Origin of the sequence: Duganella sp. Root336D2, from assembly GCF_001425005.1 — a bacterium.
Classification (GTDB): Bacteria; Pseudomonadota; Gammaproteobacteria; order Burkholderiales; family Burkholderiaceae_D; genus Rugamonas.
Genome location: NZ_LMDB01000036.1, coordinates 369,518 through 386,296, shown reverse-complemented (window position 1 = coordinate 386,296; position 16,779 = coordinate 369,518). Strand labels below are relative to the sequence as shown.

Here is a 16,779-nt window from a genome sequence, read left to right as displayed (position 1 = left end):
TATCAGTTAGGCCCCAGTATACGATCAGCCACAACTCCGCCAAACATGCCGCCAGCAATACCACCACCAAACGACGCTGCGAGATAAGTAATGCCAGCATAGGCTCCCAGCGCGGCACCAAATGGTGATGCCAAGAGCAAGCCAGCTCCTGCCACACCAGCAACAGAACCGAGCGCTCCGTAAAGCAGGTTCGAACTTAACTTGAATCCTTCACGCCCGGCGACATGCAGCCGCTCGTCTGGTGCTGCCTGATATACCTGCGATCCAATCATGCCAATCTGGCCGACTGTCATTACGGGCCCTAAAATTCGTGCTCCACTTGCAAAACGAGAAACCCATTTATTCGAGTAACCGGCACCAGCTGCAACTCCTTTCAGCAACTCGAATTCAGCTGGCGCTCGACCAAGCTGCTTGGTCAGCTTTGCTTCCCGATGAGCCATTCGATCTTCAAACGGCACATTGGCATTCCCCTCGATACGCTTCGACATAAACTCGCCCCAAGGCGTCAACGTCTTCTGAGTCGCCGTCCTAGCGGCATCACGGAACGCTGACGCGGAACGAGCGACGGACGCCACCTCTGGAATGCGCGTAGGTCCTAATGCATCAATCTGCTGCACGGCAGCGCGTGCATTAGCCTTAATTGCTTGCATGTAGCCGCCGCGCTGATTGGAGTCATAGGTCATAGCGACAGAGTTCAGAGCGCTCGACCGAGTCCAATCAAAGAATCTCAAGGCATAATCCCCAGCAGTTTGCAAAACTGGTATGCCCGCCTTAACAGGTTCCGGCTCATCTATCGCCCCAACCTGCACTTCATGCCTGCTTTCGCCCACAATATTAGTAGGTGAAATGCCATGCAATTCCCCAACAATGCGTGCCATTTCAGCGCTTCGCAGCGCCGAAACTTCGGGATTACCATTCTCGGCCCGATAGATAAAGCTCGCTTCGTCCGACGTTAACCGCTCAATGGACTGGACAGAGTATCCCTCGATCAGAGGAATTTGGTTAGGAGACGTTAGGACCAACAACCGATTGTCACCGGAATATATGCTCTTGTTAATCAACGTCCCATCAGCAAGGGTTCTTCCTGAATCAGTCCATGGTGTCCCAGAAATCGTGACAGAAGACGAATTCTGCTGCGCGCTCCCAACAGGATCCAAATTAACAAACCTCTCGCCATTCTGGATCTGATCCCGAACGTCCCGATCAAACTTGTCTTTGTCGACGCCAGCCCACAGCCGCTCCTCTGCCGCAGACGGGGTACGCAGTTGCTGCGCTAGGCTGCTACCCAGTGCATTGCCGACCGCATCGATTGCGACCGCCTCCCACGAGACGCGCCCGCCAACTACTGCAACGCGCGTTGCCACCGACACGACAGCGGATGCAGTACTTGTTGCCAGGATGCCCAAATGTTGGTTGGTGCTGGCCCAGTCCGATTTCCCGATTTTTTCACTGATTTGCGACGTGATCGGCGCAGAGATTGCGCTGACAGCAACGCTGCTCCAATTGAAACCCTTCTGCAAACCAACCACGTTCGCAGCTGCCTGCGTAGTGACATTTGCTAACACTGCGCGACCTGCAACTGCCGACCAGTTAGTGCCCGATAACAGTCCGCTTGATCCTGCGGCATTGAACTCGGCTCCAACACCAAGGGTGACTGCGCCGCTAAGCGCGCCCATGGCAACACCTTTCCAACTGATGCTACTCTGAACACCCATTGCCACGCCGGCTGCTTGGCTCGCAAGCGAGCCTGCCGCACCAGAAACCGCACCCACGATCAGCGCTTGAGTGAGGCCCATTTGAGCCAGCGTTGTGCCAAGTGCCGCTGCTGCAGCACCCGCAGTAATCACTGTTGCCACCACTGCGACGACGATCATCACGATCTGGGCAATACCGCCGCAGCCATGCTTCCTCGGCGGCGGCGCCGGCATCGGCGCGTCCGGCAAGGTCGGGCTCGTGTCACCAATGATGGTGCCCGGCTCATACGGCCGGAACGTGCCGCTGTTGTTGTGGATGTTGGTGACCTTGTTCGGAATCGTCAGCGTCTGGCCGGCCTGCAGCTCGGTTTCCGCACTCAGGCCATTAGCGTCGGCAATCAGGTACCACATGCTGACGTCGCCCCACACTGCACCCGCAATCGCGTACAGCGAATCACCTGCCTTGACGGTATAGCTGCTACCTGTCGCAGCCGGATAGCTGCGGTTGATCGGCTGGTAATTCTGGTCGAAGTCCGCGCTGCTTACTGGACGCCAGTTTTTGTACATCTGCTCGCGGCTCTGGTTCTGGGTGGCGAGCGTCTGCGCATAGTCCAGGTGGGAATCCCCATCATTGCCCACATCACCCACCATGACGCCATTCAGGTACATGTACCGGTGCATCATGCCGACGGTATTGCCCTTGAACTGCTCGCGGCGCAAGATCAGGCCCTGGCCATTGGTGATGAACCTGAACGAAACGTCGTCAGCCGTGTCCATCTTGCCATCGACGCCGGCATCGACCGACTTTACCAGATGCCCATTGATGTCGTATTCAAACCAGGAAACCCCCGGACGCCACTGCGTATCAGTCTTATACGGGGCTTCGCCAGCGACAGTCTGGCTGCGCTGCTTGGCGTCGTCCCAGTAGTCGTACGACGTGACGTTGGTCACCGTGGCGGCACCTGCTTTTACGGTCTGCACCTTTGCCAGCTCACCCACACCATCGGAACTCAGGTCGGTAACGCTGTCGTAGCCGTTCGCCTGGCGCGAGTTGTAGTAGTAATAGGTGGTTGTGCCATCGGTGCCTGTCTGGCTCTTCTGGCGGCCATCGGCCGTGTACACCGTGCTGCGCTGGTAACTGATGTTGCCGCCGCTGTATTCGGTATAAGCGACGGTGCGTCCCAGCCTGTCATTCACGCGCATCGACGCCAGCGAACCACGTGCGCTGGCATTTGCGTTGATGTACGTGAACTCGAGATAACCTTCCACTCCATAGGTGTAGTCTTCGCGATGGCCGTCGCGGGCGGCGACCGTCATGACGCGCTGGCTGGCTTTGTTATAGTGGACTTCCACACCTTCCCCGCCGCCCAGCACGACGCGCACACTGGTATCGGTGGCGCTGGTGCCGCGTGCGCCATTGGCCGACGACAATTTGCCCATCGTAAGGATGAAGCGGTTCATATTGTCGTAGTCGTACCAGTAATCCTGGATCTGCACGGAGCCGTTCACGCCATCGTGGTACATGCTGTGCACCCGGCGCCGGTTGCCGACTGCATCATATTCGTACTGGATGTCGGCACGCGGGTCGCGAATACGAACGACTCGGTTGCTTGCGTCGTAGTCGATCGTGGAGTTTTCCAGGTATTCGACTTGGCCATTCACCGTGCGCTGGTAGGCCTCGTACACTCGGTTGCCCGCCGCGTCGTACTCGTAGGAAGATTCGGTCTGGAGCGCGTTGTCTCGGATGCTCTTGACGTAGCCGTTGGCGTAGTAGGTGTATGAGATATTCTGGCCAGTGCTGCCAGTTTGACTGCTTAACCAGCCTGCGAAGTTGAAGTTGTAGTAGAACTTGTGCCCACCAAGGTCGGTGTGCACTGTTGTCCGACCGTACGCATCGATTTCGTCGATCACGGTGCGGCCCATCGGGTCAGACACCGTCTGACGCCAGCCACCCACAACGCGGCCACCCGTGCTCTTGATCGCTGCATCCCACACGTAGGTATAGTTGCTGCCTCGTCCGGCTGGCGTGAGCACTTTCGACACGCGTCCCAGGCTGTCGTAGTAAGTCTTGCTGGTGTACGAGGCAAGCGAGCTGCTGGCGTCCGGGGTGGCGGCATGCGTAATGCGGTTACCTGCCTCGTCGTACGTCATATACACTTCCGCGCGCGTGGCGTCAGTACGTACCGGGCGCTGGATCAGCGTAAGGCGACCATTCTTGTCGTAAGAGTAGTCGGTGCGCAAGCCGATTTCGTCCTTGCCATAGCGCAGGTCGCCAAACAGGTCGTAGCCACTCTCTTTGCGGCCGCCATCCGCGTGCAATTCGGTCGCGACTGCCCCGCTGCCGGCCAACAGGATCTGGCTGGTCAGGTTGCCGTTCGCATCGCGCGATGCCAGCATGCGGCCCGCGCGGTCATAGTAGTAGTACGTGCGCGGCGTCATGCCGTACTGGTAGCCATTGGACAAGGTGACGTTGACGTTCGGGTCTTCCTTGCGTACCAGCTTGCCCAGTACGTTATATACGCTGACCGTTGTAAAGTCGCGCGCATTGGTTTCCGACACCACTTCACCGAACGCATTGGTCTTCTGGGCGTGGTGGATCAGGGCGACGTTATTGACCGTGCCGGACTGCAGCCACTTGAGTTGTGCATCGCCATCCGTCGGGCCAAGATACAAGGTGCCGTCCACCCGGATGTCAGCGCCGTCATCACGCTTCAAGACGGTGCTGCCGTTCTTGAGGGTGTAGCTGTAGTCGACGGCTCCGCTCGTCCCGGGCGGAACGATGGAACTCGCGTCCCACACGAACGCATTGTTGGCGCCTTTGGGCAGATCAACCGTCAGGAACGGACCATTACTTCCCAGTAAGCGATACTGCAAGACCATTGTGGTCGCCGTCGCCGCCACGGGATTGCCACTCGGGACGTTGAAGCTGGCCATGGTCGGCGTCGAATCGCTGACATGCGACACGACGCGCGGATCCCGGCCCAAGGTCATCAGGCCGTGCGCCTTATTGACCAGCACGCCGTTGCTGTCCAGGGTTTCGTAAATGTAGTCGTAGTTGCGGTTCTCAGTATCCGATCCAAAGATGCCTCCGCTGGCCCAGTCGAATACGCCCGTCGCGACCTTGGTCAAGTTCACCGTGGTGTAGGCACCGCTACCGCTTGGACGGTAGGACAGGCGCATCGCCGCCGCACTTGCCGGCTGCGATTTGAAGTGCGTCACGGCTGGCGGCTCCGTGTATCCCTGCAGCGCTGAGACCGAGTTGGCATTCAACTTCGTAAAGGTTCCGGCAACCTTGTTCAGCAGTTGGCCTCCCCTGCGCGCCTCAAGAACGTACTCCAAATCAGAAGGCGCATCCGCCGGCGGCGTGAAAACAAACCAGCCCGGCACCGACGTGCGAGGCAAGTCCGCACGGGTGCTCCACAGTTCATCCGTGCCTTTTTTCCGATAGCGGATCGTCAGCGTTTCAGTGGCAGTGCTTTGCTCGGTGAAAACAAGGTTGCCGGCACGATCCATGTAGACACGCCCAGCGCCGCCTATCAAGTCCTGTGTTGGCGGCGATACGCTCACCGGATGACCCAAGTTCATCGTGCCCGAGCCGGTCTGCAAGGTGTTACCAACCGCATCAATGACGAGCGTTCGGTAGTCATACGCGCCAGCTGGCCAAGTAGTCCAATCGGTCGCAAAGCGTCCAGGCACGGTCTGGCCATTGATGACCTGCGGGGGGATCGTCACCAGATCCCAAGGGCCTGGATCTCCCTGGCGCCGGAATTCCAGCAGCAACTGCGCGCCCTGCACAGCCGGCTGCACGCTGAATGTAACCCAATTCAAGTTGTATTGAACTGTCGAATTCGTGTACGTGCCGACGTCGTCGTGGTACTCGTCCTTCGACCATCCCCCATAGGCACCGATTTGCACGTCGCCATAAGGGGTTTCCTTGACCACTCGGTAGGAATAGTAGGTGGAGAAATTTCCGCCCCACCCGGAAACGGTTTCCCAAATACTCAGGTGTGCCGAACCCTGGTTATATGCTACCGTGGTGCTCGCAAAGCCTCCCGAGAAGCTCCCGTCTCCGTAACTAGGCTCAACCTTAAACTCAATGCGGATGTTTCCGGTCCCCAACGAACTTGTATCCGGCAACGGCACGTAGAGACTATTGTAGGGTTCGTCGGGCACATCATGGCCCTCGGTATCGTACCGGTTATAGTAGACCGTATGCCAGCCGTTCTTGCGATACAACGAAGCTTCGAGGCTCGGCGAACTCGTTGCAACCACGGCGACACTCGCGGCCGGCGTGGTCTGGACCGATACGCCAGACGGATCGCTGATAGTACTTGGCGAACCAATTGTGAAGCTGCTGCTTGATTTGTTAATCGTGACGTTCGAGGCATTCTTGGCTTCGATCGTATATTCGTAATTGCCTACTCCAAAGCCCCCTGCCGGCAGAGTGAACCATCCAGGCAAGGAAGTACCGCCGACGTTGGAAGGCCACAGCTGCACGCTGGTCCAATTGCCACCCTGGGGGCGATAGCTCACAGTCAGGGTGGCCGCCTGGCCACCCAACTCGTTGAACACAATGGAGCCGTTTGCATCGAAGAACGCCCGGCCTGGGCCGCCCATCGTATGGCTCACCTGGGAAATCGATGGGTTCGAATCATTCAGCACCATCGTGCCCTGCTGCGAATTGACGACGTCGTTGCTGCCATTGAAGCAAACGTAGCGGAATTCGTAGCTGTTGCGAGGCCAGCCAGTCCAATCGAAACTGAAACTCCCGGCTTCAACGCCGCCATTCACCACGGCCTTCGGCACCTCGGTGATAGTCCAGCCTGCGGTGCTGCCGCTTGGACGCGTCATCAGAATCAATCGTTGCGTATCTGATCGCTGGCCCGTGAATTTGAGAGCGTTACCGCTGGTAGTGATCGTCGTGTTGACAGTAGACGAGCCGCTCCACGGAGCCGGGCGCGATAAAACACGCGTTCCGAGAACGACCAGTCCGTTCGCGCTCTCTTTGTAAAGCGTGATCGAGAAGTCACGCCCGCCCGGCATCTGGTCAAATTCCCAGTCCACCGGCTCGTTAAACGTAACGGAAGGAGCGCCGGCAGTTGGATAGAACGAGCCCTCGTAACCTCCCAATGATCCGCTTTCAGGGACCGAAAAATCCACCCGGACCGGGCCAGGGCCCAGGTAGCTGGTATCCGGCAGGCTGACGGTCAGCGTATGCGAAGCCCCGCGCATTGTCCCCCCACCGTAGTATTTGCTTGAGACGGAATACTGATCGGTCAAGGTCAACGCGGCGGATAGTGCGCGCACCACCGTTACCGCCCCTGTTGCACTTGGCATGACTGCCGAGTCAGCGCTGGTCAGTCCGCTCGCCACGCCCATCGAAATGAAACTGCCTACACCGGCGAAACTGGTGCCCTGCTTCTGGGTCAGCGACTCCTCTACGGTGATGAGGTTGTGCTGGCCATTCATCGGCGGCTGGTAGGTGTCGCTCAGCTGGTTGCGCGCATCGTAGACGCTGTAGAACTGGTTGCTGTCAGCAATGTTTAATGCACTCAGCAGCGCATAGTTGCGCAGGTCGGTCGTCGCGTGGTCAAGCTTGAGGGTCCCGTTGCCGTTCGCATCATGCAAATAGATGTGGGTGATGCCGTCGCCAGAGTTGCTGCGCCATGCGCGGCCGGTCTGGTCGTAGTCGGTGAATTCGGCCCATTCCGTGCTGCCTGCAACCGGGTTGGTGCGCTTGCCGGTGATTTCGCCAAAGGCGTTATAGCGGGTCTCGACCGTGGTGTTGGTGGCGCCGTCAGCATGGCGGACCTCGCGGCCTTGCGCGTCGTACCAGTAGTAAGTCACGTCGTCTGCGCGCACGCCATCAGCATTGACCCGGCCCACCAGGGTCTTGCGGGTGATATTGCCGGCCGCGTCCAGGCGGTAGTCGATGCGCGCATTGCCCGCGTCGGTCTGGCTGATCAGGTAACCGCCCACGCCATAGAAGTAGCGCGTGATGCGGTCGTCCGTTTCGACCGTGCTGTCCTCGCCGCGCACAATTTCGCGGCGCACCTGGTTCAGGCCATCGTATTCGAGGTCGGTGGTGGTCCGTACTGTTACACCCCGATAGTCGACGAAGGCCGCTTGCAGTTCTTCGGTCTTGCGGCCCAGGCTGTCGTACTTCCACTCCGTGACAGCGCCGTTCGCGTCGATACGCTTGGTGACGTTCGACAGTCCGTCGTATTCATAAGTGCTGGTTGCGGCACCGGTCGTTTCGCCCACTGCGCCAGTCGTTGCATCGACCGATGCGTAGGACAAGTTCAGGCGTGATTCCGTCCTGGTCCGGCCCATGCGATCGTATGTCATCGCGGTCACACGATCATCCGCGCTTGCGACAACGGTCAACAGCGACTGCGTCGTGCTGTCGTCGACCAACACGTTTGCGGCCAGGGAATTGGCATAGCTGGTCTGGGTCTTGACGTTGCCGAATGCATCGCGCTCATAGAGCGTCAGGTAGCGCATCGCGTCCAGTGTAGCAGTCAGCTGGCCAGCCTTGTTGTAGTAGCTGCGCGCGACATTGCCGTTGGCATCGATGGTCTTGGTGACGTTGCCCGCCGCGTCGTAGAAGACTTGGGTGCGGACAGTCCCACTGCCGACGACGTAGCGGTTCGTCGCCTTGCTGAATATGCCCGTCGTGATGCCATCGTTGAAGGTGGTCTTCAGCCTGCCAACGCCGTCGTAGGTGAAGTTGGCGGTGCGGTCGTTCGCGGCATCGAGCTGCAGGTAGGCGCCGCTGGCGGGCACCGCCGAGCCGGGCGCCAGCAGGACCGGCGCGCTTGTATTGGAAATGGAGCTCCCACCTGCCACCTGCACTGCATTGGCGTAGATCGTCTGGCTCGCCTTTTGGCCGGCGATATCGTAGGTGAACCGGGTGTAGGTTCCCAGGGAGTCGATACGGCCCGTCTCACGGTTGGCGTTGTCGTAGAAATGCAGCGTGCGGCCGCCGCGTGCATCGGCTTCCTCGATTAGGTTGCCACGCAGGTCGTATTTTTGCTCCTTGGTCGGAGCCACCACCTGATCCTGGCGGGTGGCGGGGTCGAAGGTGGTGATCGGCTCGCCGATCTCTTTCACCTGGCGGTTCAGCTTATCGAAGACATAGGTCGTCACGCGCTGTTCTGGCAGGCCGTAGGCTTCGATCTTCTTGACGACGTTGCCCCGCGCATCATATTCGAGACGGTTTTGCACCGCCACGCTCGCATTGGCAGCGTCCTTGCTGGTGACCGGCAAGGTTTCAACGATCAGGCGGTTGTTCTTGTCGTATTCATAGGTGGTCACAGCGCCGTTGCGCGAAGTCATGACCTTCTTGTTGCCATTGCCGTCGTATTCAAACGATTCGGTGTAGTACGACGAGCCGTCGTACCAGGTACGCGTTTCCTTCGTACGGCCCAGGGCGTCGAAGAAATTCTCCTGATACTGGTCAGATGGCGATTGCACGACGAACACGCCGCTGCCTGCCATCGACAGTACCTGCGGCCGCGCATTCTCGTTGACAGGTCCCTGGACCTTGTTCGCGTAGCGGATAACGCTGGCGACATTACCCTGCAGGTCGTAACGGGTTTCACTGACCGCCCCTTCCGGGTCAACCTGCATCGTTACACGGCCCAACAAGTCCGTGAAGAAATAGCCGGAGTTGTTGCGCGCGTCGGTGACTTTGACGATGTCGCCGAATGCGTTGTATGCGGTCGTGGTCAGGGCCTGGTTGGCGTCTTTCACGCCAGTCTTGCGGCCAAGCGCATCGAAGTATTGGGTCGTCGTGAGCCCGCCCGCGGTGATGGTGGTCTGGTTGCCCCAGGTGTCGTAGCCATACTGCGTAGTGAACGCGTCAACCGTTCCGTACGCACGGGTTTCCGTCGACAAGCGGGAAGCGCGGTCGTAGTTGCGGTGTACGGTGGAGGCTGCGGCCGTACCATACGCCACGGTTGTATCGGTCAGGTTGCCCAGGCCATCGTAGGCGTAGAACGTCACGACGTTCGCCGCGTCAGTCGACGTTTGCATGCGGCCGGCGCTATCGTAGGTCCACGAAGTCGTCTGATCGCCGGTGACCGGATTGGTATTGGCGACCGGATTGGTCGCTGCATCGTATGCCCAGGCGTCATTCGCTCCCTGCGGCAAAGCAACCGCGTTGGCGTAGCGGGTTTCGGCCTTCAGGCGGCCATCGGCAAAATAGCTGCGGGTGGTCACATAACCTGCGGCGTCGATATGACGCACCAGGCGGTTGGATGCGTCGTAGGCCGACCAGGACGTGTTGCCACACCCATCGGTATGGCGGATCGCGTTGCCGGCACCGTCGTATGCCCAGCTTTGGGTCGTGGCCACTGCGGTGCCAACAGCGTCGGTCTGGCTGACCAGGCGGCCCTTCGCGTCATAGACGTAGTCCGTCACGCGGTCCAGCGCATTGCTCAATACGTAGCCGCCGCTGCCTGGTGCCGTGGCAATCACCTGCGGAACAGCGCCGTCGGCCAGCGCACCTGCCAAGCCGCTGGCATAGACGATGGTCCTGCTCAAATTGCCGTTCGCATCGTAACGGCGCTCCGTTACGCCGCCCAGCGCGTCAATACTCCAGGTGAGGCGGCCGTTGCTGTCGTACCGGTTGCGCTGGTGGATGTCCTTCACAGCGTCGGCCTGCAGCATCTGCCGGACCTTCGCTACGCTCAGCGTATTGAACGTATCGTTCTTTATGCTCCAGGCCGCAGCGCCGGTATCCATCTGGCTGTTTTCGTTCAGCACCTGTCCGGTGGCGACGTCAATCAGCTCAATATAATCGACCTCCACACCTGCGTTGCCGTCAGCGCCGACCTGGCCGCTGATGTTGGTGAAGACCAGCGGCTGTGCGAATTTGGTGCCCTGGAAGAATTTGTGCGGGTCATATGAATTCGGGCTGATCAGCTGTTCACCCGTGATGGTTCCTTCGAACTCCTGCCAACCCATTTCAGGCGTCAACAGGACGCCATTCGCGCCCGGATATGGGTTGCCAGGCGCATTCACCTGGGTCAGCCAATTCTTGTTGGCGTCAAGGGCGACAACACCCAGATAGAAGCTGCCGGAGCCTGTCACCTGGCGCACGCGCGCACGCACCGCATAGGTCTTGTTGGTATCGATAGCGACAGTGGTGCCGGAGTGGGCACCATTCAGGCCCCACTGCGTGACCGTCTTACCATCCAGGCTCTTGTTCAGACGGGGATCAACCGCTTTGGCGTAGCGTACCGTTTCGATCACGTTGCCGCTTGCGTCATAGCGGTTTTCGCTGACAGCGCCGAGCGGATCGATAGTAAATACCAGGCGGTTATCGTCGTCGTAGACGTAGTTGGTGACAGCTTCGCCATTGCCGGGCATCGGCATGGAAGAAGGATCTGCCGCCAGCTTGGCCATGGCGGCCGTACTCAGTGCGGCCGTATAGGCAACGCGGCTTACCACATTACCCTTCGCGTCATAGAAGAGACGCGATACCGCGCCGGCGGCGTCGACGCTCCAGGTCAGGCGGCTTTCTTTGTCAAAGCGCTGGAACTGGTGAATGTCTTTCGACGCGTCAGCACGCAGCAACGCCCGCACCGACGACAACGTCAGCGCGGGGGTGTTGATCGCTTCAGAGCTGCCAGAGTAATTGGTCCAATTACTGGTCCCTTCTGCCATACTGCTATTGGCATTGAGGACATTGCCAGCAGCATCAATGAACTCGAGGTAGTCGACCTCGACGCCCATACTGCCGTCGGCAGCTGGGGTGCCGTAATAGTTATACAGGAACAGAGGCGCCGCATACTTGCTGCCAGCGATAAATTTGTGGGCGTCGTAGGCGTCCGGGCCAGGAATGAATTCGCCGGATATGGTGCCCTCGAATACCTGCCAGCCCATTTCGGGCTTGAGCCGGATGGCCTTTCCGGCCGGATAGGAATAATATCCGCCAGGATAACTGGATGTGGCGCCCGGAGCGATATTCTGCAGGATCTTCCCGTTCGCATCCGTCGTCCTCACGCCGACAGTGACTTCGGCCTCGCCACTAGTTTGCCGTACGCGTGCGCGCACTTTGTACGTCTTCGTGGTGTCGACCGCTGCGGCTGCCCCAACGATAGCTGGGAAGGACCCGCCAGCGAGGCTGAGTGTTTTTCCATCCGTCGCACTTACCGCCGTCAGCGCGATGGGCGTCGCATAGTGCACTGTTTCGACCAGGTTGCCCAGGGCATCGTAGCGGCTTTCAGCGACCGCGCCCATCGCATCGATCGTAAATACCAGGCGGTTGTCGGCATCGTAGACGTACTGGGTCATAGTCGATGCGCCAGTTATCGCCGGAATTGCACTCGCGTCGGCACTCAAGGAGGCCAGCGCCGATGCCGTAAGGCCTCCAGCGTATGCCAGGCGTTTGACCAGGTTGCCCTGGGTGTCGTAGATGAGCTGCGTGACGGCGCCGGTGCCGTCCACGCTCCAGGCCAGGCGGCCGTCCTTGTCGTAGCGCTGGAATTGATGCACGTCCTTCGCCGCGTCGGCCTGCACCAGGGCCTTGATCGCCGCTGCGCTCAGCTGCTGCGTGCTGTCGCCCACTGCAACTGGAGTTGCATAGCGCACCGTCTCAACGGCCTTGCCATTCACATCGTAGCGATTCTCGGTGACGATGCCCAGCGCATCGACGGTAAAGACCAGGCGATTGTCGGCGTCGTAGGCGTACTGGGTCATTGCCGACGCACCGGTTGGCGCCGGCAGCTCACTCGCGTTGCCGGCCAGCGATGCCATGGCTGCTGGCGTCAGGCGTTCAGTGAACGCCAGGCGCTTGATCAGGTTGCCGCTGTTGTCGTAGAAGAGCTGCGTTGCGGCACCCGTGCCGTCGACACTCCAGGCCAGGCGGCCAAGCGCGTCATAACGCTGGAATTGATGTACGTCTTTCGCGTCCGCCAGCAGCAGCGGCTTGATGGACGCTACGGTCAATTGGGCGTCATTGGCCAGCGTAATCGGCACGGCATAGCGCACGGTCTCGACAACGTTGCCGCGCACATCGTAGCGGTTCTCGCTCACGATGCCCAGCGGATCGACCGTAAAGACCAGGCGGTTGTCGCCATCGTACGCGAACTGGGTCATGCTCGATGCGCCAGCCGGGGCGGGAAGCGCACACGCGTCAGCCGCCAGCGATGCCAGGGCCGCCGCCGTCAGCGGGTCGGTATATGCCAAGCGCTTCACTACATTACCATTAGCATCGTAGATGAACTGCGTCGCAGCACCAGCAGCATCGACGCTCCATGTCAGGTGCCCTTCTTTGTCATAGCGCCGGAATTCGTGCACGTCCTTCGCGGCGTCCACGCGCAGCAGCGCCCTGACCGCCAATACTGCCGGCGTTTGCGTATTACTGGTATCGATAGGCGTGGCATAACGCACCGTCTCGATGACGTTGCCTTGGGCATCATAGCGACTTTCCGCGACCGCGCCCATGGCGTCGATCGTGAACACCAGTCGGTCATTTTCGTCATAGATGTAACTGGTGGCAGTGAACTCATTGGCAGGCACAGGCACTGCACCGGGATTTGCTGCCAGGCTTGCCAACTCATCTGTGCCAAGCGCATTCTTGTAGGCGATCCGCCTGACTACATTGCCCTTTGCGTCGTAGACCAACTGCGTGGCGGCGCCCGTCGCATCCACGGTCCAGGTCAGGCGGCCATCCCGGTCGTAACGCTGGTGCACGACCGATTCGATATCGGCACTGAGCACCGCTCGCACATCGGAAGCGCCCAGCACCTGCTCAGCGCTGACTACATTGATCGCCTTGGAATAGCGGATTGTCGCTACTGCATTGCCGTTGGCGTTGTACCTGGTCTCGGTAACGATGCCCAACGGGTCAATGCTGAAGACCTGACGGTTGCTGGCGTCATAAACAAGACGAGTCGTATTGCCCATCGCATCAGTGACCGCAACCTTGTTGCCTTGCGCATCGTAGGCGACTTTGCTGGTGACGTTGCTGGCATTGGCGTCTGCATGGCTCTCGATCAGGCGGTTAAGCTTGTCGTAGACGAAGCACGTTGCCACACCCGCCGTAGTTGAAGTCAGGACGTTGCCCTGGCCATCGTAGGTGAATGTAGTCGTGTTGCCTGCGCCATCCGTTTGCGATACCACCTGGCCCCGGCCATCATAAGTGGTGCTGGCAGTGATCCCAACCGAGCTGGCCGCGGCCGTCATCCAGCCGCTACCCGAACGGGCGGCTGGGTCGACTGCGGCGGCGTAACGCACGGTACCGGTATGGCGTCCCGCCAGGTCATACTGGAATTCGGAAAGGTAGCCCTCACCGTCCATCGTGAAGCGCAGCTTGCCGTCTTTGTCGTAGCTGTTGCGCGCGACGCGGTCGTTGGCATGCGGCGCGGGGCTCGCGTTGGCGACGTTCGGATTAGCGGCAAATGCCGTCAAATCGATCACCGTCGCACGCCGGATTGTATCAAGCAGGCGCGATGCACCGTCGTAGCTGTAATCGGTCACGTAGCCAAGTGCATCGACCGTTTTGAGCAGGCGATTGGCATTGTCGTACAGGCGCCATTCGCGCTGGTCTGCCGCTGTAGCTGCCGGACGCAGGCCTGCCGTTTCCAGCGTCGCAGTCACTGGCTTGCCGTCGGTGCCGATCAGGGCAGCCAACGAAGCTTGGCTGACCGAAGTTGCGTAGGCGATGGTCAGCGCGAGCTGGTTGTTGGCATCATAGCGGTACTCGGTCAGGCTACCGGCCGCCGTAACCGTTGCGGCCTTGCGGCCTGCCTCGTCGTAGAGGATGTGGCTACGGCCGCCATTGGGATCAATGACTGTGCGCAGTTTGCCTGCGTTATCGTACAAATAGCTGCTAGTGCCCACCACCGTGCCATTCGCTTCTGCCAGCACGGTAGCCAACAGCTGGCCTGATTTATCGTAGGTCGAAGTGCTGGTAACGCCGTCCGCGCGACGGGTGACGATACGGTTACCTGCATCGTCATAGGTGTGCAGCACTACGTTCTGTTGCGGGTCAGTAGCGGAGAGCTGGCGGCCGAGGCCATCGTAAGCATAGGTCGTCGTGTTGCCGTTGCCGTCGATCGATTGCAGCAACTGGCCGGCATGATCGTACACATATTGCACGATCGCCGTGTCAGGGCCGATTGCAGGCGCGGCATTTGAGGCACCGGCAGTTGCGGCGTACGAAGTGCTTTGCATGACCAGGCCGCGTCCATCGTAAGCGTAGTCGACCCGGGTTGCCGCCGCGGCCTTGACCGCGGTGCTCTGCGACCACGTCACCATGGCGTTGTAAGCGTAGGCCGATTCCGCACTGTTCTCGGCAAATTTGATGCCGATATACGCCAGGTCCACCAGGAGCTGATGCTGGGCGTTGTAGCGGTATTCCCGCACCCGGCCTTCCGGGCTGATGATGAAGCGTACGACATTGTAAGTGTCGTAGACATAACGCGTCGTCAGCTTCTGGGTCGGCAACAGGCCGCCTGCGCCATCAGGATCGAGATCGATATACCGCGTTTCGCTGAGCACCTTGTTGGCGCTGGAAAAGGTACGGGTAATCGTCGCGCCGGTGGAGTCGCGCTCCAGGATGCGGTTGCCGTTGCCATCGTAGCCATAAGTGGTCGCCAGGCCGCGCGCGTCGACAGTGCGCGAGATATTACCCGCAGCGTCATATTCGAATTGGGTAATTTGCGATACACCCGCCACCGCAGGCGCCGTTACGCTGAGCAGTTGGCCGTTCGCGTCGTAGGCGTAGGCGGTCTTGAAGCCAAGACTGTCGGTGACAATCGTCTTGCCGGGTTGCGTATAGTCGAATGAGGTGCTTCGGCCAAGGGCGTCGGTGACGCTGGCTACTTTATTTTTACCGTCGTGGAGCACATAAGTGAAGTTCAGTCGCGTGCCGTCACTTTGAGTCACCGTTTCTACTTGGGAGGTATTCGAAAGGTAGGTGTAGTTGACGGTGTAGGTCTTGGCGTCAGCCTTGTTTTCCGGCGTCAGGTCGGTGATAACGCCGGTAAGGCGATTCAAGGCATCGTACTGATAGCTGACCCGGCTGAAATCCCCCGTCACGCCAGCCATCACCGTACGGACCTTGCTCACATTACCGTTCACGTAATCAAAGTAGGTGGTGTCGCCATGTGCATTGGTGAGCTTGGTCAGCCGATTGGAACTGTCGTGGGTAAAGTAAAAAATTGCTCCATACCTGTAGTCGGTCGCGGAGTAAATCAGGCCTGTGGTACCGTTGTAGACTTCATGCTCACCGTACAGATCATTGTGATCCGCCTGCCAGGTCCATTGATTGTTGGCGGCACTGAACGTAATGGTTTGGTAGGCGCCCCCGCCCTCGGTAGTGAAGTATGCCGCGCGCGCGACATCGTAAGTAAACACTGTCGCGCTGCCGTCGCCGACGATGCGGGTGATGGTGCTGCCGGCGGTATTGACGGTGCCCGTCAGGCCGGTCAATTGCCTGCGTGTGGCCTGCCGCCAGCCGACACCGTCGCCAGTATTCAGCTGGCCCTGTGAATTGTAGGTCCGCACGATTTCCGAATCGACACCTCGCGCAACGATGCAGTCATCCTGGTCTTGCAACAAAAGGTTACCGTTGGCAATATTGATGTAGACGGAGTCTTTTGAGTTTCCATTTGCTGCATTGCCAAACACTCCGCCTTGGCCGAGCGTGCCAGCCGAGGTGTTCAAGATGCCTGCGCCATTACCGCTAACGATCGCTACCATTTGTAGTCCCTGATTTTTCGGCGCGCGGGGCGCCTGCGTAACCCATGCGTACGATCAAGACACGTCAATTCGTGTTGTGACCCCTCTAGCAAGGTATCCAGAGATTTGTGTGAAAGTTTAGGGGGCCGTGAGGAAAATTTTCACGAGCAAGCGAATTGCCATAGAGCAATCATTGCGCAGACTAGCCCTACAGAAATGGCCAACTGAGGATGCCTTTGGCATGCAACACGGGGCGCAGCACGAGATATCCGACAGCAATGCCAATTGCCAGCAGCGCGGGCATCTCCCATCGCAGCAAGGAACACGCGACCCACCGTGGCTGCGGCCACCAGCATCATCAGTCAGACTTCGATGCTGGCAAAAAATGGCG

At 59.3% G+C, this 16,779-nt stretch carries 1 protein-coding gene; it reads right to left on the bottom strand.

Going from position 1 to position 16,779, the window contains the following annotated elements; all coding sequences use genetic code 11:
* Positions 1–2: 2 nt before the first annotated feature.
* Entirely contained in the window at positions 3–16,409 is a 16,407-nt protein-coding gene (locus tag ASD07_RS24325; protein ID WP_055936330.1) for a LysM peptidoglycan-binding domain-containing protein, read from the bottom strand.
* Positions 16,410–16,779 lie beyond the last annotated feature (370 nt).